Origin of the sequence: Pantoea sp. NPDC088449 (genome assembly GCF_044753225.1) — a bacterium.
Taxonomy (GTDB): Bacteria; Pseudomonadota; Gammaproteobacteria; order Enterobacterales; family Enterobacteriaceae; genus Pantoea; species Pantoea floridensis.
In genome coordinates this window covers 39,163-59,226 of the sequence record NZ_JBIVMT010000008.1, presented here as the reverse complement: position 1 = coordinate 59,226, position 20,064 = coordinate 39,163, and the positions used below count along the sequence as shown (strand labels likewise).

Sequence of the window (20,064 nt, the reverse complement as noted above, 5' to 3'; positions counted from 1 at the left end):
CCGGCAACGAACTCAATCTCAATCGTTCTCAGACAGCTAGCGCTAGTTGTTGATGACGCTCTATAAATTTCGCTTTGAGGGCGCTATAGCGATGAGCGTCGTTCCTGCTGAGTAATACAGCTGCGTGTTTTATCTCAGCATACTCTTCTGCAATGTCTTTGTTTCTTCGAAGATAATCACGTAAAGCGAGATGTCTCAATACCTGCATATCTCCGACTGCAAACGCATGGACTTGATGACTACGCTGATCACCACCTTTAAAGAAATATCTGCGCCCCGCAATCCCGTTCTCACCGCGAGCAATATACCCGGCGTGGGCCATTGCTGAATGGTACTTATCCAGTTCCTTGATGTCGGAAACTTCAAGTAGCATATCAATTACGGGCTTTGCTGAGAGACCAGGAACTGACGTGCTTCCAATATGATGGACATCTTTAGCCATTCCACCGAGCAATGTTTTTATCAGTAAACTTTCAGCTTCAAACATCTCAGGCCATCTATCATCGTATGGCACAACAATAATCTTCCGCATAAACACATTCTCTCTGCCCTAAGTGTGCAACTCAATCTTGACCCCCGGCATTGCCTGCAGCCGGCGTCCCCTGGTGAAAAAACAGAGTCCACTGGCCCTCATCCGAACAAATCCAGCAAGAGGAACGTAATACATGATGGCTGCCATCAGCGTAAAATGTCCGATAGTGAAGCAGAGCGTAACCGCAGCCCATATCCGTAAGACGGAAATCGCTGCTGAGAATATACGGTGCAGCCTTTTCACTTAACAGCGACGCAATGGTCTCTGACCGGTCGACCGTCACACCTGACCGGGTGATTTAACGGAATTCAGGATGAAGAATCAGTTCCAGCCACTCCGGATCATTGCGCCTGTCGCCGTGAAGGCTGCACTCAAGCAATCTGAGCTTCTCCAGAAGCATTCTGCTTATCCTCAAGTGATTAAGCCTGACATTCAAATTTACCATAACAGTTCATGCGCTACTTCCGCTCCTGGCACGAAGCGGACTGACGTAAGGCTTATGTGCGCTAAGAGCGAAGAGCGGATATAATAATCAAAGCAAAGCTCTGTTACTGACACATTAAAGTAAATGAATTAGAAAGCCGGTAGTTTCTGTGGAAACGGTAATAACGGGTTTCACGTCATTTAATACACCACAGATCCTGTCCTCCCTCCCTTCAGTCCCTGAATATCCCGGAGAGTATTTAAGCCCCCCCGGCGGTTGAGGCGTTACCTAGATGCTTCTTGTTCAAGCCATTCCAGAAACAAATTTAATGCTAATGACTTGTCAACATCGGGTGCGATTAAAGCCACGTATTTGCTTCCCTTAACCTCAACCGGAAATGGGGCCAGAAGCCTTTTCTCTTTTACATCATGCCCAAGTGTTGGCAGTCCACCAATGCCTACTCCAATGCCATCAATGACCGCCTGAAGACTTATATAATTATGTTCAAAGCGCTGAAAGCGCAGAGGACGCAAAGCTTCGATTTTGGCTATTTTCATCCATCTTTCCCATTCCCCCACTCGCGTGTGTGATGTGACGAACACATGTGTGGAAAGGTCTTCAGGTCCCGCTAACGGCAGGTTGGATAAAAGTTTCGGGGCAGCAAGTAAAGTGAGTTGTTCCTCGAACAATGGTCGCTTGTCAAAATAACGCCATTCGGGTTTATCAAGTGGCTCTCTTCGAATCAAAACATCAAAGCCAGACAGTCCTTTTACCTCCGAGCTGTTTGATGTGGACACCGAGACTTCAATGTCGGGATTTTGGCTATGGAACTCCGGCAAGCGAGGTATCAGCCAGTGCATCGCGAGAGTTGTCTGCGCATTTACTCTTATGACTCTTGTATTTAGTGTTTTCCCGAAGCGAATTGAAGCATCGCTAATAATGTCGAAAGCAGCACTGATTTCCGCTGCAAATGCACGAGCATGTTCGGCTGCGACGCTGCGTTGCCCTTGACGTTCGAATAAAGGTTGCCCTAACCACTCTTCAAGCAATTTGATTTGGCGGCTGACAGCACCGTGGGTGATCCCTAATTCCCGGGCGGCGGCACTCAGGCTGCCAGAGAGTGCTGCCGTCTCGAACAGCCTTAAGGCATTTAACGGAGGTAAGTTTCGTTTTTTCATCTGTGACCTTTAGTCTCATAAGTGGATAGTATTAATCGATATTATGAGCTAAAGGCACCAAGTAAGATGCATGCTTTGAAGTAATAAATCAGGGCAATTATGGAAATCTATATCTGTGTAGCCTTAATTGCGATGCTTGCTGGAGTATTGAGTGGCATAGTGGGTACAGGCTCATCTTTACTTTTGCTGCCTCTGATGGTCAGCGCGTTCGGGCCCAAACAGGCAATACCGATTATGGCGATAGCCGCTATTCTTGGTAATATCGCACGTATGGGGGCTTGGTGGCGTGAGATCGATTGGCGCGCTACGTTGGTCTATACCTTGCCTGGCGTGCCCGCAGCTTCAGTGGGCGCTCATGTGCTGCTTTCTCTGCCCTCCTGGACGATAGACTGTGCATTAGGCATTTTTTTTGGAATCATGATTGTGCTCAGGCGGAGTCTGAAAAATAACTGCTGGTCGCTTTCGATAAAGCAGCTGGGATTATGTGGGGGATTAGTCGGTTTTCTGACCGGTCTGGTGCTATCAACAGGCCCGGTGAGTGTGCCCATTTTTACAGCATATGGGTTGAGTGGTGGGGCGTTTATTGGCACGGAAGCAGCGAGCGCACTTCTTCTGTACACGAGTAAAGTCAGTACTTTTGGCTTCCAGGGGGCTCTTTCACTACATGTTGCACTGATAGGACTATTCGTTGGTGGCGGCATAATGCTTGGCACCCTCAGCAGTAAAGCTTTGGTACAAAGATTAACTGCGACACATTTTTCATTTCTGACTGACGGCATACTCATGATTGCCGGGGCAGGGTTTTTGTATGCCGCCTTGCATGAAAAATAATTCTGGTGCAAACGGACAATGTTGACCATTTCTCGGCAACTAAGCTAATTGTGGTTAATAACCGCCAGGATTATATAAAAAAGTTGACCGTAATATTTAAGGTTGAATCATGCTGGTAGTGCCCACTTTTGGCACAGAGCGGACACGGCTGAAAGGTAAGAGCATCTGTGAACAAAGCAGACTGAGATTTATGTGGCTCAGCCTTGACAAGATGCCTCGGCAATTAATGCAGCCTGCACTGCGGGGCGTTCATCAATTCGTGCAATGTAGGCCGTCAACGCAGGCCAGTTTTTCAGCTCAATAGCGAAATATCTACACCATCCCAGTACGGTATAAAGGTAAGCATCCGCAACAGTGAAAAAGGCACCAGTCAGAAAGTTTTTTTCGGAGAGTGTGTTCTCAAGCAGATCAAAGCGCCTGAACAGCTTCTCACGTAAAAGCGATTTGACCTCTTCTGGCAGTTGGGAGTTAAAGAGGAGAGCTGAACCAGCGTGTATTTCACTGGTGATGAAGTTCAGCCATTCCTGCAGGCGCACCCTCTCCCAGCTTCCCGCTGGCGGTGCCAGCGTTCTCTCAGGTTTTAAATCAGCCAGAAACTGCACGATGGCCGGTCCCTCAGTCAGCATTTTCCCGTCTTCCAGTTCGAGGGCTGCTACATAACCTTTAGGGTTGATAGTCAGAAAATCGCGTCCGTCAGAAGTCCGCTTGCTCCTGTTGTCGACTTTTACCAGTTCAAATTCCAGCTCAAGTTCACGCAGTACAATGTGTGGGGAAAGTGAGCAGGTATTCGGCGCGTAGTAAAGTTTCATTATTTCTCCGTTAAAGCATGTGAACAGTATTGAGGTGGCTGAACACACAGTGCTCAATACCCGTTACAATGTAAAATTAATGATTAATAACCTGACTATTAGCTGAGCTACTTATAATCATGATGAATCTTTTACACTGGCGCCTGCTAGTTGCCGTAGCCGACTCAGGCAACTTCACGCGTGCTGCTGAGCGGGTTGGAATGACACAGTCGGGTGCCAGTCAGGCTGTCGCTCAGTTAGAAGCTTTGCTGGGAATTCAGGTGTTTGTACGGGAGCGGCGCAACATCAGCATCACTGCGCTGGGAGAGGAAGTAACAGGATATGCAAGACTTATGCTTGCGCAGCTGGCCGCAATTCAAAGGCTTTCTGAGGAGAGTCGTGGCCTTCGGGGCGGGCGTGTCCGCCTTGCCAGTTTCCCATCTGTAACATCGACATTTCTACCCGGGCTGCTCAGGGAATTCAGACGCCTCCATCCGGGTATTGAAGTGGTTGTACTGGAAGGAACTGATGAGGAAGTTGAAGGATGGCTGGTGGCGGATACGGTTGATCTTGGCGTCGTCATGAACCCTCTTCAGGGACGCGCAGATTTTATATTAGGGAAAGATGAATGGGTCGCAGTTCTGCCTGCGGGTCATACTCTGGTCCGTAAAGCCGCATTGCATGGCATTAAGCTTGAAGACCTTGTAAGTCATACATTTATCCTTGCTACTGGCGGTTGCGCAGTTAATGCAAAAAGCTTGGTGGAACAGGCAGGTCTTCAGCTGTCTGATGTGCGCTTGACGGTCCATGACTGGGTCAGTGCCTGCCTTTTAGTGCGGGAAGAAATGGGTATCGCACTTATTCCTCAGTCAGCTTTGCCCGGTGAGCTGCATGGATTATATGTGACACCGCTAGTACCTTCTGTTTACAGGGAGTTTGGTCTGGTTTGCTCATCAGGTGGAAGGTCGTCACCTGCGGTTCAAGTGTTATTAGAAAGTTTGCATAACAGGACTGGTTTAGCTGGAAAATATGAAATCTAAAATCTGCTTAACATCCGCTTCTGGCACAAGCGGTCCGTTTTAACCTTCGGGTTTAAGGGACAACCTTTTAAGAGCCTGTTCAATTTTCTCTGCGTCCTGTTCAACGATGGCTCTCTCATCGGGTGTGAGCGGAACTTCTTCAAGGTAACGTCTGACAGAGGCTTTGCTTTCCAGTACCAGCCCGCGCGCACTCTGTTTAAGCAGGTTAAAATCGCAGCCAATACAAGCCATCCGGTGCTGGCAGCTGCTCCAGAAGGGGTTCGTACAGTATGAGTCACCCAGGTAATAATACGTCGCGGGGCCGGTCAGACTCGCGGCTTCCGGATCGTGGTCAATCAGCACGCTTATCATGTGGGTGACCCAGTCTGCTTTTACGAACGAGGCGGCCAGCTGAGTCGGGCGGATGCGGATATAATGCATTGTCGACTGTGCGGATGAGTGACCTGACCACTGCATCAGCTCATGTAAAGACATGCCCCCGGGAGCAGTGGCCAGTGCTGTAATGGCAGAAGCACGGCCACGGTGGCTTGTAATGGGACCACGTAAATCTTCTGCAGGCATTCCCGCTCTGGCGCAGAGAAGCGGAATGACAATGTGATTTACTATGTTCCTTCCCACCGCTTTCCCCCGGTTCTGAAACAGATAACGAACTTTTTCACCGGTGCGTTCATCCGTAAGTGCTGCCTGCTCCTGAGGACGCTCACTGAGCCAGATATCGACATATTTTTTCACAACAGACGAGACCGGCTTAACAAAAGCTTTAGACGTTTTGCCGGCCGGCACGCTGAGATGCGACCACGCCCCAGACGGGAAGCGTCTGGTTAGCATCGAGTAGTGTTACGGTTTCGTCCATATCCAGCGCCTGCAGAGCGGGTACCGGGTTAAGCAGCAGACGGCGCAGCGTCAGTTCACCTTCAACCTTAGCGACGATAAGCTGACCGTGTATGGGTGTCAGCGGCCGATCGATTGCCAGTATGGATCCCCTGACGATACCTGCTTGAGGATAGTCGCTGTTGCTGGGCGTGAGATAGGTTGAATTTAAAGACAGATGAACGAGATCGCCTAGATTCAGACGCGTCTCAACGTAGTTCTGTGCCGGACTCTGAAAAGCCATTGTTATGCTCCGCTCTGAACCATTTGTGCCAGTTTAATTTGGCAAATACGTTCATCCTCAATTGGGCTCAGGGGCAGCCATGAGCGAAAACGGTCGTACATTAGTCTTATCTGGACGGAATTGTAACCGGCACTTTCATTAGCCGTTGTATCCATGCCTTTATGATCTTACCCGTTATGATAAATATGTCTCTCAGCCTGAAACGCCTTTCATTTATCAGGCATAAAAAATTATAAGGATCAAACGCATGGGAATAAGTATCCGGACTCCTCTTATACATTCACTGCCCTTAAGCCAGCATAGCGGATGTCATGTCTGGCTTAAAATGGAATCTTCCCAGCCGACGGGATCGTTCAAGCTCAGAAGTGCAGAGAACATCTGTCGGCATTACGCTGAAAGGGGTGCAACAGCATTCATCAGTTCATCTGGCGGCAATGCAGGCATAGCGGTGGCTCATTGCGGGCGCAAACTAGGGCTGCCGGTCACTGTCGTTGTGCCGGAAAGCACGTCAGACAGGGCAAAACAGCTTATTGATCAGGAGGGTGCCAGGCTTATTGTGCACGGGAAAGTATGGAGCGAGGCGAACGACTACGCTTTGTCACTGGCGACGGATGACATTATCTGTGTACATCCCTTTGATCATCCACTTTTGTGGGAAGGCATCAGCACAATCGTGGATGAGATCATCAGCGAAGGGTTAACGCCTGATGCGGTTATTCTTTCCGTTGGCGGCGGGAGCATGCTTTCCGGTATCGCTCAGGGCCTGGAGAATCATCAGCTTGGTCATATTCCGGTTTACGCCGTTGAAACCCAGGGTACGGCATCTCTTCACGCCTCGCTTAATGCCGGCAAGCTGGTCCGTCTTGATAAGGTCAGCGGTATAGCCACGACGCTGGCCGCAAGCCAGGTGTGCGAAAATGTTTTCAATGTGGCCAGTCGGCTGGATGTCAGAAGTATGCTGGTTTCCGACCAGGAAGCGTTGAAGGCCTGCCGGCGCTTTCTTGATGACCATCGCGTGCTCACCGAGCCGGCGTGCGGAGTGTCACTCTCAATTTTATATGACCACAAAATCAGGTTTAACGCTGCAGATAATGTACTTGTCATTGTTTGCGGCGGGGCATCGGTCACGCTGGAAGGGATAGCGGGCTGACAGAAAAACAAAGTGATTCTGCCAGAGTTTATTAGAAAAAGGGTTTTGGGTGGGCTTACATTACATATAGGCCTTATAAAAAAGCCATTGGCAGCATAGGCAAAGCTTTGGTTTTCCGAGTAATGACTAAAAATCATCACTATAATGCCGGCTTTAACTCAGCGCATTGTTAGGGAACAATTCTCTGCTTCACTATGTGAAGCAATTGGCGGATTTGTTCTTTGATTAGCTTCACGCTATCTCTTATCGTCAGCGCAACATCCCATCAAAATTCATACGCTAACTTCCAAGACATGACGCGTCCCCTGTGGCGCGACATTTAACTTCTGGAGGTCGTATGGAAAATTCAACCCGTCAGTATGGCGGTGAGTACGTGGCGACAAAAACCAGTAATCCGCCAAAGCGTACTGCCAAAATAATGATGGCAGCCGGGATTGGTCATTTTATCGAGTGGTTCGATTTTGGCTTATACGGCACCTTGGCGGCGATTATTGCCAGCAACTTCTTTGTCAGTTCCGACCCTGCTACCGCACTTCTGAAGTCTTTTGCTGTATTTGGATCCGGCTTTTTAATGCGTCCGCTGGGCGGCTTCTTTTTTGGTTCCATGGGCGATCGTCTGGGACGACGCAAAGTATTGGTGACGGTAATTGTCATCACCTCAATATCCACATTTGTAATGGGCATTCTGCCGACCTGGCATCAGATTGGCATTATCGCACCAGTGCTGCTGGTGATGACTCGATTAGTACAAGGCTTCGCCGCAGGTGGCGAAAGCTCCGGGGTAATCACTTATCTGGCAGAGAGTGCTGATCCACATCGTCGCGCAACGCTTACCTGCTGGAGTGAGAACTTCAGTTTCATGGCGTTTGTTTGCGGCTCTGGCCTGGTGCTGCTGTTGACCTATTGGTTGGGTGAGACGGCAATGAACGACTGGGGATGGCGCATTCCTTTCCTGCTTGCTGCACCGCTCGGATTGGGTGGGTTATATATGCGCCGCAACATGGAAGATTCGGCTGAATTTCACAAGTTAAAAGCCACCGGCAAAATCGAAAAATCGCCACTGCGTACTGCCTTAAAAACCTCATTGTCGGCGTTGCTGTTTTGCACCGGCTTCGTCGTGATCAAAGCGGTCAGTAGCTGGGTGCTGCAATCCTTTATGCCCGGCTATTTGTCTACGCATCTGCACTACACCCGTACCGACTCATATCTCATCACCACGCTGGGCTTACTGAGCGTCGCCATTTGCATGCCAATCACAGGCTACCTGTCCGATAAATGGGGACGACGGCCGCTGATGCTGGTGGCGTGCGCTGGTTTCATCCTGTTGACCTATCCCGCCATGCTGCTAATGACACAGGGATCGGTAGGCAGCTCTATCGCGGCAATGAGTGTATTAGGTGTGTGTGTTGCGCTATTTAATGGCGGCTGTGGCGCTGCAATGGTCGAACTGTTCCCGACGGCGATTCGCTATGGCGGCATCGCGATGTCCTACAACCTGACTGTGGCGGTGTTTGGCGGTGTTACACCCCTGGCATCCGCCAGTCTGATTACCTTAACGGGAGATCCACTATCACCCGCCTGGTACGTGATGATCACCGCGCTAATTTCATTCATTGCAGTGTGGTTTGCCAAAGAAACTGCCGGAAAAGTGTTGGATTAACGGAAACTGGAGCCTTTATGCACATAACGAAAGTGGAGTGTTTCCCACTCAAAATCACTCCGGAACATGCTTACCTTGGCGGTAAGTCGGACGGGACCGGCCCGGATTATTACTATCGTCCAGAATACCGCTGCGTCTACTCACGCAAGATGGAAACCTGCCTGGTGAAAATTACCAGTAGCGAAGGGCATGTCGGGTGGGGAGAAGCGCTGGCGCCGGTGGTGCCTCAGGTGATCGCGGAACTGATTAAGCAGCTGTTTGCGCCATTATTGATCGGGGAATCTCCATTCTCTGGAGGCGTGCTCAACTCAAGGATGTATGACTCGATGCGCGATCGTGGACATACCGGAGGTTATCATATCGACGCTATTGCTGGTGTGGATATCGCGTTGTGGGATCTCAAGGGAAAAATTCTGGGTCTTCCGGTCCATCAACTGCTTGGCGGCGCCTTCCGCGATGTGATTCCTTGCTATGTCTCGGGTTTGCCTGAGCCCGACATTGAAAGCCGCTGCCGCCTCGCCAGGCAATGGCAGGATAAAGGCTTTAATGCCGTTAAGTTAGCCCTGGGCTACGGCGTGCGGGAAGATGTTGAAAATATTCGCGCCATTCGTGCAGTGCTCGGCAATGAGGCGCAAGTCTTCATTGATGCGCACTGGAATTACAGCGTGGCAGAGGCTACCGATTTAGCAGCGCAACTGCATGCGCTGGGCGTCGGCTTTCTTGAAGCACCACTGCTGCCAGAAGATATCGCCGGCCATCGCGAATTACGTGCCAAAAGCGCGGTGAGCATTGCGTTAGGTGAAACCGAGCGTACGCGTTATCAATTCAAAGCGGTGATTGAACAGCGCGCTGCAGACATCCTGCAACCCGACGTCGGCAGAACCGGCATTAGCGAGCTGATGCATATCGTATCGCTGGCCGAGACATGGAATTTACGCGTGGCACCGCATTTAAGCGTAGGTTTAGGACCTTGCATCGCCGCGTCAATCCATGTTGCCGCCGCCATACCCAACCTGTTTATGCTCGAATATCAGCCGCCAGTATTTAATATCGCGAATCAACTGCTTAAGCAGCCACTTATTTGTGAACGCGGTGAGTATCATCTGCCGCAGGGTGCAGGGTTAGGCATTGAAATCGATGAAGATCGCGTGCGCGACGTAGTGATGGAGACAGCATGTTAAAAGGTAATGTACCGATTCTTGCCACGGCATTTGATGAGCAGGGCAAGCTGGATTTGGCATCCATTGAACGATTGGTGAAATTTCTGCTGCAACAAGGCATTGATGGCCTGGCCTTATTTGGCAATGCTTCCGAAGGCTACGCCTTAACGCAGGAAGAAAAGCAGGATCTGTTCTTTTGCGTCAAAAGGCTGGTGGGAGATTTACCGCTGGTGGCTGCAGCTGGCGGTGCTTCATCCGCTGTTGCCATTGAAGAGATCAACAGGGTGCATCACTGGGGGGCTCAGGTGGCAATGGTCAATCCGCCTTCGGTCGTTAAGCCCGGTCCGGAAGAGATCTATCACTTCTGGCGAGACATATGCCAGGCCTGCGAAATCGAAATCATGATTCAGGACGCGCCTCTGATGACGGGCGTTAACATTCCCGTATCGATGCTGGCGCGTTTGTGTCAGGACTTTCCTACTATCAGGTATATCAAAGTGGAACAACCGCCGACGACGCTGAAAATAACTGCGTTAAAACAGGAGGTTGGAGATGGCGTAGGCCTGTTCGGAGGCTTGAACGCGGGTTTCCTGTTTGAAGAGTTATGCCGTGGTGTAACGGGCACCATGCCTGCTTGCGAATTCCCTGACGTGATTAATGCCATCCTGGCTGCATGGCAGCAAGATCGTCAGGAAGCGCAGGCGTTGTTTTATCGCTATCTACCTTTCCTGCGCTATGGAGTTCAGCCGGGAATCGGGGTAGCCATACATAAAACAGTGCTGAATCAGGCAGGGATCTTTGCCAGTGACTATGTCCGTGAGCCGGCTAAAAGTCTGGATGATGACACGCGTCGGGAATTGAAAGAGATCACGGATTTCCTGCCTCTCGCCGTGTTGGGAGAACGTCCATGAACTATATAGCGGTGGATTGGGGTACCAGCAACTTTCGCGCACTTAGCGTGCGTGATGGCGTAGTGATCAAATCGGTACAAGACAGTTGCGGCGTCGGCAAGTGCCAGCGCTCAGCGTTGCCTGAGATTTTAAAGCAGCAGTTGCATCGGCTGGAAGATGCTTACGATGAACAAATACCCGTGCTGCTCTGCGGCATGATTGGCAGCAATATCGGTATTGCTGACGCCGGCTATCTCGATATGCCCCTTAGTTTTTCGCAACTACTAGGTAAAGGCATGGAATTGCCGGGTATCTTGCTAAATCCGCTGACCTTACGGCCCGGCATTTGCGATAAACGAGTCAATGAGATCTGCCGGGGTGAAGAGATGCAGCTGGCGGGTGCGCTTACGCTTTCTGATGCCGCCACATTCGCCGCCGTCGGCACCCACAGTAAATGGCTGAAGGTTGAGCGCTCGCAGCAGCAGGTCACAGGGATGCAGACCTTGATGACCGGCGAGCTTTATCATTTGTTACTCAATCACTCCGTGGTGGGTAAAGGCTTGCCGGAGCAGGTTGACTCACCTGCCGCTTTTCAGGCGGGGGTCGAAACGGCGCTATCAGTGGTGCATGAAAAAGTTGAACTCGTGACGGAACTATTTCGCTGCCGGGGCCGTTACATTCTTGGTGCTCTGTCACAGGAAGCGGCCGCTTCCTGGCTGTCCGGAATGCTCATTGGATACGAAGTTGCATGCGGGCATCCCGGTGGCGATAAAACGGTGTGCATTATTGGTAATGAAATCCTTTTGCCACGTTACCAGCTGGCATGTGAGATTTTGCATCGTCGTTATGAGCTTTTAGCTGCCGAAGACGCAATAATAGCCGGATTAAATGGGGTGTTTAGTTATGGCGGATAATCACCCAATCATCGCTATCCTCCGCGGGATTACGCCAGAAGACGCAGTGCCACAAATTGCCTGTTTAGTTGAGCATGGCATTAAACGTATAGAAATCACGACCAACTCACCCAGCTGGGAAAACAGTCTGCAACAAGTTCGCCAGCGCTTTGGGAATGATATCCAGCTTGGCGTGGGAACGGTCACTACAGCAGATCAGGTTCAGCGCAGTTTTGCCGCCGCTGCGGATTTTATTTTGACTCCTAATCTGAACCCGGCTGTGATTGCGCAGGCTAAACTGCATAGACTTGTAGTGTACGCGGGGGTGTTTTCGCCGAGTGAAATATTTACTGCAATCGATCTGGGAGTGGATGTGATGAAGGTTTTTCCGGCCTGTGCGCTGCCGGCAAATTACCCTCAACTGGTGAAAGGTCCACTCTCTCAGCCCGTCAGCTTTTCAGCCGTGGGTGGGGTAGGTGTGGAGAATTCAGCTGAATTCCTGCATTATTACGACAGTGTGGGGCTCGGTTCCGCGCTGTATAGAACTGGCCAGCGCGTGGACGTAACCGCAGAACGTTGCAAGTTACTGCTGCAGCATCGGCAGTGATTCTCCGCTGATTTTTTTCGCTGCCGACGTCAGGTACAAACGTAAGCTTTCAATATCCATTTTTTCACTGCTGATATTCGACAGTGCGATCGCTGCCTGCATGCCGGGAATATTACATGCCAGGCGGTAATCGCCCGCACCAAAATCTTTGGCAAACACCTGATGCCGGCGTGACTCGTTAATATCATTTCTCAGCAGTAGATAATCGTGGATACCAATCTGGCTGATAATCTCTTCGTCGCTCATCGCTGATAGAAGCTTAATGCCGATCACCGAATCGTGGACCGGGTAGGACTCATAATTGCCCAAAGCCCGCGCAATACTTTTTCCGCCACGGGTATGAATCAAATAGACCACTTTATTTCCACTTAGCACTCCGATTACGAGGGAGATGGCGTGATTTCCGCTCTCTTCCAGTAAATCCATTACCGCATTGTAAAAGGCCGAATTGTGAATTGCGTGAGCCGATAAGCGGTGGATACCGATACCTAAACTGTATTTGCGGTTGGCATCACGCTGTACCATATCCAGCGTCAACAAGGTCTGTATCAATCGAGTAACCTTAGCTGAATCCAGCCCAAGCTCCCGTCCCATTTCACGAATTCCATGCGGACGAGTCGCAGTCGCAAGTAAGTTCAGGCAGCGGAAAGCATCGTATACTGTGCTGTTCATGGATGGCCTTATTGATGACTGTGGTTAGAAAAATAATAAATCCTATTGTTTTTGCGTGATATGAATTTAGAAAGAGATTGTGATGCACGTAAGAAGAACGCATCAAGAGGTATATCCAGGTTATCAACGCTGGTTCATCAACATTATATTCGGAATAACATCTGTTATTACTTCTCTCCGCCATGGCACACAGCGGACTTAAGAATTCCAGTATGAAAAAATGAGCCTCCCGCCCTATTCTTTTCATCATAAAATAGAAAAAAAGTAATTAGTGGTCAAAACTGGCAGAAGGAACCACCAACGCACAAGGGCGCATTTCAGAGCTTTATCCTACTGGTCAGGCAACTCAGAGGGGGATTTATCGTGTCATTTCAAAACCGGCGACTATTACAAAAAAAGCGGTGAGCCAACATTCTTCCCGGAAATTCCGGTGATATTCACCCTGGATAAAGCCGATCAGCACTATCATATTCCACTGCTGCTTAGCCAGTTTGGCTACTCAACTTATCGCGGTACTTAAGCACAACTCCCACCGTTTTTTGACGGAGTAATACTGCTGTCGACAATATTATTCCGTGAAGAAAGTTTTTCTGGCTGGTTAGGTTGCCGCCCTCCTCTGGCATCAAACACAGGCAGGTCTTAAGCCATCGCTGCCAATGCTCAGATTTTTTAGTGCGAAGATCAGCCGCGCATTCCTGTGTGCCCCTTTTGCCAGCGAACCTGACTGTATAGCTTTTTTCAAAGCCCATTATTTAGCGTCTCCCCGGGACATCATCCTTCCGAAGCCGGAGTACCCGTGAAAAATCAGAACAGCAAAAAAGTATTTATTAAGAAACCCAGTGAAGTACCAGAGATACTTGCGGGAAAATCGGTTTTTGGATGATTGCCATAATGATCCTCACGCTTCTATCGCGAAGGCGTAAACGTACACATGTGCTGTAAACAAGAGATGTCCATGTTCCTGGGCAACTCGTGCATTGTCTTTCTTAACGGCTGCAGCTGCAGATTCAGAGTTATACCAGTCTGACTTCTAAAACCATATCTTACTGAATTTAATCCCTAAATAAAGCTGTGAGCTGCGGCCGTCTGCCCCGCACACCTTTTGTTAAAGAAATATGACAAAAAGAAAACAGAGCTCCCAAAAACGGAAGTTAAGGCTGTTCTATGCTGCGGAAAATACAGGGCCAGAAACCTGACCTGGGAGAGGATTTTTCCGGACGATAAAAAAGGATGGCTGTATGAACAAAGAACAATTTGAACACGTTTTGAGCCAGTGGCCACATCTCCGCTTTTCTGAAATCACCACCGTAAAATACTTCGCTTCTCACGAACTTTATGCAATCGACAGGGTTAAATACTCCTGTCGCCTTTTTCTTTGCCGCGAATATGATGAGCGGAGCGCTCAGAAAACCGAAGAACAGCTGAGGCAGTGGCTGAAAGAGTTCAATTATAAGCAGGATGTGCGGCGAATCACCGGGGAAGAAAAGTCTAATCCTGGCTGACGATGAAAGATTGCTGCAATTTAAAAGTCTTCTTCGGCAGCGGAGACGCAATCACTCCACGCTAAGTCTGGGCAGCCCGCCTAAGGGCTGCTTTCGTCACCGGCGGTGATATGTCTGGCCATAAATCTGCTTCCGCGCAGGAGACCTGCCTGTTAGTCGATAAAAAACCGTGCATTATCCGATCGCTTAAAAGGCCGCAGGCGTAACGTAATTTCTCCGCTCGCGTAGGGTATCAAATCCATTCACCCAGCATATGACTATAGTTTTGTGTTCATCACTGCAGCGATAAAACAGGCGAAACGGTTCCAGAAACTTTGCACGGAACCAGTGCTTGTAGGTATCGCCAGGTGTATCACCCTGCCGGAACTGTACATGTAGCGGATCTGCCGCGATACGTTCCTCAATAACGCGTTCAATAGCCCGCAGGAGCTTTGTCTCTTTTTTACGCTGGTATTCCTGAGGCTTGGCCGTTTTCAGATCCGCTACGGCTTGCGCAATTGAACCCATCTGCTCTAAAAAGCAAGAATGAAAATAGATCTTCCAGCCATTCAGCACTAAAACTTCCATGCTATCTCTCTTGCTGTTTAGTCATCAGTAAGCGGTTCGTCTAAGTCGACTTCCACTCCGGCAGTGAGAGCATTGATACCCGCCCAGAATGCTACTGGCACCTGGTGAATATTCTGCGGGTTGTTCTTCATGTCGTTTTCCAGAAAAGTCAGAAACTGCGATACGATTGGATCGTCCTGTTCTTCTTCCTTTCGTGACATGATGACTTTACCGCCTGAAAGCAGGGTGTATTCGATGTACTCCCCTGGCTTCAGATGCAAAGCATCGCGAATTGCTGCCGGAATCGTTGTCTGACTGCGTTCTGTGAGCCGAGACTCAGCACGCAGAGACACATCCGCTAAGTTAATTTGAGTCGCCATTGCATTACCTCTTTTTCTCCACTTCCCCTCTCAGGGGGGCGATTGGTCAGTTCGCCGGGAACGTTTCATAATTACCCAGAACTCCAGGACTACAGAGTTGCCGGCTCGCCAGGCCGCTGGGGTTTTGCCTCATCAGGTTAAATCACATCGATGCTGTCAATGCGCTTGCTCGAGTGAGTAACAGGATTGTAATGCACCTGCATTGTGCAATGCAAATGCATTATAAATGAACTATATTCTACTGATTTAAAGGCCCGCATTTCAGCACGGCATGTACTGCCATCTCTGTTATCGGCAAAAGCCCGGGCGATCACAATCGTCTGGGAATTGCCCTGCAGATAGGGTGCGTGCGTTTTCTGGGCACCTTTCTCACCGGTATGAATCATATTCCTTCCGGCGTCCGGTATTTTATCGCCAGACAGCTCGCCATCCATGATATCACCGTGCTGCCAGAATACGGCAAGAGAGAAAATACCCGTCGTGAGCATGCCGCGCTGATACGTTATCCTTACAGCAGGAGGTGCCTATGTGCGGACGATTTGCGCAGTACAGCAGCCGTGATGAATATTTCGAATCGCTGGGCCTGAAACCTGACGAACTTACATTTGATCCTGACCCCATCGGCAGGTTTAACGTTGCGCCCGGCACGAAGGTGCTGTTGCTCAGCGAACGTGAGCATGCGCTGCATTTCGACCCGGTTTACTGGGGCTATGGCCCGGAATGGTGGGACAAACAGCCCCTCATAAACGCACGGGGCGAAACGGCCGCGAGCGGGCGCATGTTTAAGCCGCTGTGGAACCATGGTCGCGCCATCGTGCCAGCCAACGGCTGGTTCGAATGGAAGAAAGAAGACGGAAAAAAACAGCCGTTTTATATCTACCATCGTAAAGAGCAGCCACTCTTCTTTGCGGCGATTGGCAGACAACCTTTCGGACGGGATCACGGTAAAGAAGGGTTCGTTACCGTGACCTCATCGAGCAACAAGGGGATGGTCGATATTCACGATCGCCGGCCGTTGGTGATCACTGCGGACGCCGTTCGTGAATGGCTGAGTAATGACACTTCGCCGCAGCGGGCGGAAGAAATTGCACATGATGCAGCTGTCCCGGAGCAGGAATTTACATGGCATCCCGTAATTAAGAAGGTTGGGAACATACATAACCAGGGCAAAGAGCTGGTTGAGCCCGATAAGTAGTAGGATTAATTTAGCTTTGCCTTGCGCACGTCAGAGGTACGGACTCACTCCATAAGCGGTTAAATTCTGCCTGGTATAGGCCGGCCGTTTCCGGCTCGCCCGTGATAACTAGCGCGTTTTCTGCATTTCTTTTTTCAGCAGAAAACGTGTAATTAAAGGATCCCGTTTCTACAGCGTTGCCATCCGCCACTATGAACTTATTGTGCATGATGCTGTACGTGCTATTGATGCGAACCTGAACACCCGAGCATGCCAGCTCGCTGACGAGCGACCAGCGGTCGCGGCTTTTCTTTTCATCCGCAACCAGCCTCACTGTTACCCCACGCGCCACGGCCGCCGACAGCTCCTGTGCCACCGGTCGGCTGGTGAAGTCATAGGCCGCCACGTCAGCACTGATACGCGCGGTGCGGGTGAACTGCAGAATAAGGCTCAGCGCCGTGCCGCCCGGCGAAAATCCGGCTATTACCGCCGCAGATGCATAAGGCATATAGCAGCACGTTAATAATGTCATCGCTACCAAAGTATATTTGAATAAAGTAAAATAGCCCTGTGGAATAATTCTGGATATTTTATCACCCGCTGATTGTTCAGTTAAACGGTTTCGTCTTTTTCTGCCGTATTAATGCTGAATAAAGCCTAAACTTTCATCTATTACGTCCGATAATAATACTGTATCAGGGAGGGTCTAATATGAATGAATTCCATGAAATTAATTTAATGACGTCTCGTGGCGATATTAACGGCGCATTTTCTCTCATCCGCAACTGGAGTGAAAACGCCGCCCGTAAAATCATGAAAAAGGCTGGCTATAGCGTGACGCCGCACACCGGTCGCGCATTCTGGACGTGGGTTCAGGAGACACTTACCCGTTCAGCCAGGGAGCGTTGCTGCGGATACAGGGTGCGAGCTGAACGTCAGGCACCGGTCCGCCGCTGGCGGCAGCAGGCTTCTGAAGATTATGCAGCCTATGCGCAGATGATGTCTCAGTCCTCTGATAACGAATACTCAGCGTCTTGCCTGCCAGGCAAAGTTGTGCAGACAATTTATTTAGATAAGCCCTCATCATGCATTGAGACTAATACTGAAATGAAAAAAGAGCAGCCTATACCAGGTAAGATGATAACAAGCAGCGAAGCCATTGTTTCGAAGCGTCTCAGCGCAGAGGGACTGGAAAGGATAAGTAAAGCAACTCTCAGACGTAACGTTAAGATTATGTGGTCTGTATTTCTCAGCCTTATATTGATGGTCAGCTTATCATCTGTTTCTTATCGGTCCATTGCCGCATTAATTGTCCCGGCTGTAACTCCTCCTGGTGTGTTCCTCCTTTGCTTAACGGGTTTCCGGACATGCAGATTAATAAATAAGTGGACTGATAAACCGTTTACTACGGATCCTGCAGATTCTGTACTGTACTGGCTATTCTGTCGTGCCGCCTACCGGCCCGGCCGGTACGTGGGTATAAAGCTTACTGTTGATATCAATAGCAGGCCAATGCACAAGTGGGTTGGCAAAATGGCTGAGTTTGTTTTAGATAAGCCCTGCACGCTGTCCCGACCGCTGATTTTACGCTCGCACCTGCTCTCAAACAGTCGGTTTCGGGAGCCGCTGACTGAACAGCTCACGGCTGCCGGCATGTGCTGCACTGTGCGGCGCGATCTGCCATTGCTGTTTCCCTGGCTGTTAACATGGCTGACGCCTGCCGTTATGGTGCTTGGGGGTAGGCTTCCGTCCATGTATACGCGCGAGTGGGAAATTATTGTCACCCCAGAATACCGGTTATCTGACAGCGCTGTTTCAGTAGTGAGCTGAGACAATTTGTTAGTCTGGCCGCGCCGTACCGGAACCTGAGCCGGCGCGGAGGTGCACTGTAGCCTGTAACGTCCGTGACCATTGCTGTTCGGACCTCATGCTGCCCGGAATCCGTCCGCGAGGAGGAGGTGCAGATGTTCATCCGCACTTCTGGCCACTTCCCGGCGCCAGCCCGATCGCTGCAGCAGTTTATCGAGCGCGGGCAGCTCGCCGGTGATGCGCGCGGGCAGGGGGATGCGCTGGCGGCCGTGCTCGTCAAAGCCGACGTCGAGCGCGTGGCGGTTCAGGTAAATCCCAGATACAGTAGGGCTCAGGCGCAGCTGCCGGCGGCCGCTCCATTCGCTCGCTGCCAGCACCATATAAATCCACCCGGTCAGCTTCACCGCGTGCAGGGCGTGCTGCAGCCGGAACAGGTCATTCTGCCCCTGCAGGTTGCCGTTGCCGGCGCGCCACAGGTAGTCGAGCTTGCCGGGCAGGTCGGCGCGCAGTCCCTTTTCCCGCCCTTCTTTCAGCAGCCAGCTGATATCGCTGGCAAGCTCCCGGGGAAAGCGGCGCTGCTTTTCAGCGTTGGCCAGCCAGCGGGTCAGAAACAGGTTATCCTGCGCGGGGGAGGTCGCGATCCCGTCGCGGCGGGCAGTGTGCAGCGCAATCAGCCCGCACCACGCCAGGTGACTGACGTTCAGATTGTCGTTATCCATAAGCGGTGTCCTTCATGCAGAACCAGGTAAAAAGTGGCCCTTAAATCCGGCATTTTATGACATCCGCCGCCCTCACAGAACCCTTAATCGCCGTCGCGATGCCCCTCCACGATGTCCTGTTCAGGATAGACTACCAGCGTCCCGATCGCGCCCTGCATGAGCGTTTTCATCTCCGGCGACCATACGTCCACTCTGGCCAGCTCTTTGCGGATGAATCCGGCAATACGCAGCCGCGTGGTTTCAAGATCGTCGCTGGCCATCGCCATGACCACGGCGCCGATCATGGTGTATACCTTCTCCGGGTCCCGGTGGTTCAGTTCAGTCTTCTGCACAGCACATACCTCTCAGACACAGCCGGACGGGCGAGCAGTGCGCAGCCTGTCCTGTGAATGCCGCGTGAGCGGCATGGAGGCGCCAGAAACCGTTCAGGACGGCCCTGATGCCAGCTGGCGCCGTCAACCCGGCGGAGCCGGTTACAGGGCCGATGATGGCAAAAGCCCAACCCTTCCCTGTCAGACGCCGTTTAAGCAGCGGCCTGTCACCAGCTAATCAGTCTGATGGTCGCAGACGAAAGAAAGAAACAGCAGGGCTCTGCACCTGTCGCGACTGAACAATTTTAGTTACAGCATCCAATTATCAGCCACTGCAGTTCCGGCCCTTCGGGCCGGGCGGCGGCGGCTGGTCAGTGGGGGCAACCGGGTTTCAGATCCGGCGCAGGTCTGGCCTGGAGGGGCGCAGGTTGTCAGGCCTGCACGGTTTCTGATTATTGAAGAACTATGATTGTTGTAACTAATCTGACTTTTCGGGGCCCGCGTTAGCGGGAGCTACCGTAAGATTCTGAGCGGCGCGGACGCCTGCGGCCGCTGCAAGCGAAGGCCTTATTTATCCCCGCAGAATGCCGGCATGAACACCTTATTTATCTTTCTGAATATTTCTTTCTGACGTAAGTCAGGAATGTTTTGCGGATAATTTAAGGGTCGCTTGCGGGTATATTC

At 50.8% G+C, this 20,064-nt stretch carries 24 protein-coding genes and 2 pseudogenes; 14 read left to right on the top strand and 12 right to left on the bottom strand.

Translation table 11 applies throughout. The annotated features are described in order from the left end of the window. Window positions 1-28: 28 nt before the first annotated feature. Both ACIP6T_RS23625 and ACIP6T_RS23620 read right to left on the bottom strand, forming a co-directional pair. On the bottom strand, window positions 29-532 hold the full coding sequence (locus ACIP6T_RS23625; protein WP_400459526.1) for a GrpB family protein: 504 nt from the start codon (window positions 530-532) through the stop codon (window positions 29-31). Between the two features lie 708 nt (window positions 533-1,240). Beyond that, window positions 1,241-2,134 carry a LysR substrate-binding domain-containing protein gene (locus ACIP6T_RS23620; protein ID WP_400459524.1) on the bottom strand — a complete coding sequence of 298 codons (894 nt, stop codon included), beginning with the start codon at window positions 2,132-2,134 and terminating at the stop codon, window positions 1,241-1,243. A gap of 99 nt (window positions 2,135-2,233) precedes the next feature. Here ACIP6T_RS23620 and ACIP6T_RS23615 point away from each other — a divergent pair, with 99 nt between their 5' ends. Then, a complete protein-coding gene (locus tag ACIP6T_RS23615) occupies window positions 2,234-2,965 on the top strand; it encodes a sulfite exporter TauE/SafE family protein (protein ID WP_400459521.1) in 732 nt (243 codons plus the stop codon). A 197-nt stretch (window positions 2,966-3,162) separates the two neighbouring features. Here ACIP6T_RS23615 and gstA read toward each other — a convergent pair whose 3' ends face one another. Then, window positions 3,163-3,774: a glutathione transferase GstA gene (gene gstA / locus ACIP6T_RS23610; protein WP_097098455.1), complete on the bottom strand. Its 612-nt coding sequence runs from the start codon at window positions 3,772-3,774 to the stop codon at window positions 3,163-3,165. 119 nt (window positions 3,775-3,893) lie between these two features. Between gstA and ACIP6T_RS23605 the strand changes: the two genes are divergently transcribed. Then, window positions 3,894-4,793, top strand: a complete 900-nt coding sequence (locus tag ACIP6T_RS23605) for a LysR family transcriptional regulator (RefSeq protein ID WP_097098454.1) — start codon at window positions 3,894-3,896, stop codon at window positions 4,791-4,793. A gap of 39 nt (window positions 4,794-4,832) precedes the next feature. On the opposite strand, the pseudogene ACIP6T_RS23600 reads toward ACIP6T_RS23605, so the two are convergent. Continuing rightward, window positions 4,833-5,582: pseudogene (locus ACIP6T_RS23600) on the bottom strand (tyrosine-type recombinase/integrase); the annotation flags it as partial. After that, window positions 5,554-5,907, bottom strand: coding sequence for a S24 family peptidase (locus ACIP6T_RS23595; RefSeq protein ID WP_097098453.1), 354 nt, complete (start codon window positions 5,905-5,907; stop codon window positions 5,554-5,556). The pseudogene ACIP6T_RS23600 and the gene ACIP6T_RS23595, both read right to left, overlap by 29 nt. Window positions 5,908-6,154: 247 nt before the next feature. On the opposite strand from ACIP6T_RS23595, the gene ACIP6T_RS23590 reads away from it, so the two are divergent. The 6 genes from ACIP6T_RS23590 (at window position 6,155) to ACIP6T_RS23565 (ending at window position 12,267) form a co-directional block, all read left to right on the top strand. Continuing rightward, window positions 6,155-7,057 carry a pyridoxal-phosphate dependent enzyme gene (locus ACIP6T_RS23590; protein ID WP_400459516.1) on the top strand — a complete coding sequence of 301 codons (903 nt, stop codon included), beginning with the start codon at window positions 6,155-6,157 and terminating at the stop codon, window positions 7,055-7,057. 337 nt (window positions 7,058-7,394) lie between these two features. Continuing rightward, on the top strand, window positions 7,395-8,717 hold the full coding sequence (locus ACIP6T_RS23585) for an MFS transporter (RefSeq protein ID WP_176519258.1): 1,323 nt from the start codon (window positions 7,395-7,397) through the stop codon (window positions 8,715-8,717). Window positions 8,718-8,734: 17 nt separating this feature from the next. Then, the gene (locus ACIP6T_RS23580; RefSeq protein ID WP_400459512.1) at window positions 8,735-9,898 is read left to right on the top strand and encodes a mandelate racemase/muconate lactonizing enzyme family protein; all 1,164 of its coding nucleotides are present in this window, start codon (window positions 8,735-8,737) and stop codon (window positions 9,896-9,898) included. Beyond that, window positions 9,892-10,788, top strand: a complete 897-nt coding sequence (locus tag ACIP6T_RS23575; RefSeq protein WP_400459509.1) for a dihydrodipicolinate synthase family protein — start codon at window positions 9,892-9,894, stop codon at window positions 10,786-10,788. Before ACIP6T_RS23580 ends, ACIP6T_RS23575 begins: the two co-directional genes overlap by 7 nt. Further along, on the top strand, window positions 10,785-11,681 hold the full coding sequence (locus ACIP6T_RS23570; protein WP_097098449.1) for a 2-dehydro-3-deoxygalactonokinase: 897 nt from the start codon (window positions 10,785-10,787) through the stop codon (window positions 11,679-11,681). Before ACIP6T_RS23575 ends, ACIP6T_RS23570 begins: the two co-directional genes overlap by 4 nt. Then, window positions 11,671-12,267, top strand: coding sequence for a bifunctional 4-hydroxy-2-oxoglutarate aldolase/2-dehydro-3-deoxy-phosphogluconate aldolase (locus ACIP6T_RS23565; protein ID WP_400459506.1), 597 nt, complete (start codon window positions 11,671-11,673; stop codon window positions 12,265-12,267). The genes ACIP6T_RS23570 and ACIP6T_RS23565 overlap by 11 nt, the downstream gene beginning before the upstream one ends. On the opposite strand, the gene ACIP6T_RS23560 is transcribed toward ACIP6T_RS23565, so the two are convergent. After that, entirely contained in the window at window positions 12,244-12,939 is a 696-nt protein-coding gene (locus ACIP6T_RS23560) for a helix-turn-helix domain-containing protein (RefSeq protein ID WP_400459503.1), read from the bottom strand. The two genes, ACIP6T_RS23565 and ACIP6T_RS23560, sit on opposite strands and share 24 nt — an antisense overlap. Before the next feature lie 271 nt (window positions 12,940-13,210). On the opposite strand from ACIP6T_RS23560, the gene ACIP6T_RS23555 reads away from it, so the two are divergent. Together ACIP6T_RS23555 and ACIP6T_RS23550 are read left to right on the top strand one after the other, a co-directional pair. Next, window positions 13,211-13,459 (top strand): hydroxyisourate hydrolase, encoded by a 249-nt coding sequence (locus tag ACIP6T_RS23555; RefSeq protein WP_370659836.1) that lies wholly within the window; start codon window positions 13,211-13,213, stop codon window positions 13,457-13,459. A 718-nt stretch (window positions 13,460-14,177) separates the two neighbouring features. Next, window positions 14,178-14,441 (top strand): hypothetical protein, encoded by a 264-nt coding sequence (locus ACIP6T_RS23550; RefSeq protein WP_097098445.1) that lies wholly within the window; start codon window positions 14,178-14,180, stop codon window positions 14,439-14,441. 186 nt (window positions 14,442-14,627) lie between these two features. Here ACIP6T_RS23550 and ACIP6T_RS23545 read toward each other — a convergent pair whose 3' ends face one another. From ACIP6T_RS23545 to ACIP6T_RS23535, 3 genes are all read right to left on the bottom strand, one after another. After that, the gene (locus ACIP6T_RS23545) at window positions 14,628-15,008 is read right to left on the bottom strand and encodes a type II toxin-antitoxin system YhaV family toxin (protein ID WP_400459498.1); all 381 of its coding nucleotides are present in this window, start codon (window positions 15,006-15,008) and stop codon (window positions 14,628-14,630) included. Window positions 15,009-15,025: 17 nt separating this feature from the next. Beyond that, window positions 15,026-15,367, bottom strand: a complete 342-nt coding sequence (locus ACIP6T_RS23540; protein WP_400459495.1) for a type II toxin-antitoxin system PrlF family antitoxin — start codon at window positions 15,365-15,367, stop codon at window positions 15,026-15,028. 137 nt (window positions 15,368-15,504) lie between these two features. Further along, window positions 15,505-15,753, bottom strand: a complete 249-nt coding sequence (locus ACIP6T_RS23535; protein WP_320204568.1) for a hypothetical protein — start codon at window positions 15,751-15,753, stop codon at window positions 15,505-15,507. Between ACIP6T_RS23535 and ACIP6T_RS23530 the strand changes: the two are divergent. Together ACIP6T_RS23530 and ACIP6T_RS23525 are read left to right on the top strand one after the other, a co-directional pair. Further along, window positions 15,658-15,888, top strand: a pseudogene (locus tag ACIP6T_RS23530) (DUF4158 domain-containing protein); the annotation flags it as partial. The gene ACIP6T_RS23535 and the pseudogene ACIP6T_RS23530 overlap by 96 nt on opposite strands. A gap of 5 nt (window positions 15,889-15,893) precedes the next feature. After that, window positions 15,894-16,562: an SOS response-associated peptidase family protein gene (locus ACIP6T_RS23525; protein ID WP_400459493.1), complete on the top strand. Its 669-nt coding sequence runs from the start codon at window positions 15,894-15,896 to the stop codon at window positions 16,560-16,562. Window positions 16,563-16,572: 10 nt separating this feature from the next. Here ACIP6T_RS23525 and ACIP6T_RS23520 read toward each other — a convergent pair whose 3' ends face one another. After that, window positions 16,573-17,049 (bottom strand): phospholipase D family protein, encoded by a 477-nt coding sequence (locus tag ACIP6T_RS23520; protein ID WP_400459490.1) that lies wholly within the window; start codon window positions 17,047-17,049, stop codon window positions 16,573-16,575. Window positions 17,050-17,252: 203 nt separating this feature from the next. Between ACIP6T_RS23520 and ACIP6T_RS23515 the strand changes: the two genes are divergently transcribed. Further along, complete coding sequence (locus tag ACIP6T_RS23515; protein WP_400459487.1) at window positions 17,253-18,371, top strand: hypothetical protein; 1,119 nt, start codon at window positions 17,253-17,255, stop codon at window positions 18,369-18,371. Between the two features lie 95 nt (window positions 18,372-18,466). On the opposite strand, the gene ACIP6T_RS23510 is transcribed toward ACIP6T_RS23515, so the two are convergent. After that, complete coding sequence (locus tag ACIP6T_RS23510) at window positions 18,467-19,069, bottom strand: DUF2913 family protein (RefSeq protein ID WP_097098437.1); 603 nt, start codon at window positions 19,067-19,069, stop codon at window positions 18,467-18,469. 83 nt (window positions 19,070-19,152) lie between these two features. Continuing rightward, on the bottom strand, window positions 19,153-19,401 hold the full coding sequence (locus ACIP6T_RS23505) for a DUF2767 family protein (protein WP_141400290.1): 249 nt from the start codon (window positions 19,399-19,401) through the stop codon (window positions 19,153-19,155). Window positions 19,402-19,438: 37 nt separating this feature from the next. On the opposite strand from ACIP6T_RS23505, the gene ACIP6T_RS23500 reads away from it, so the two are divergent. Continuing rightward, a complete protein-coding gene (locus ACIP6T_RS23500; protein ID WP_141400289.1) occupies window positions 19,439-19,618 on the top strand; it encodes a hypothetical protein in 180 nt (59 codons plus the stop codon). The last annotated feature ends 446 nt before the right edge of the window (window positions 19,619-20,064 follow it).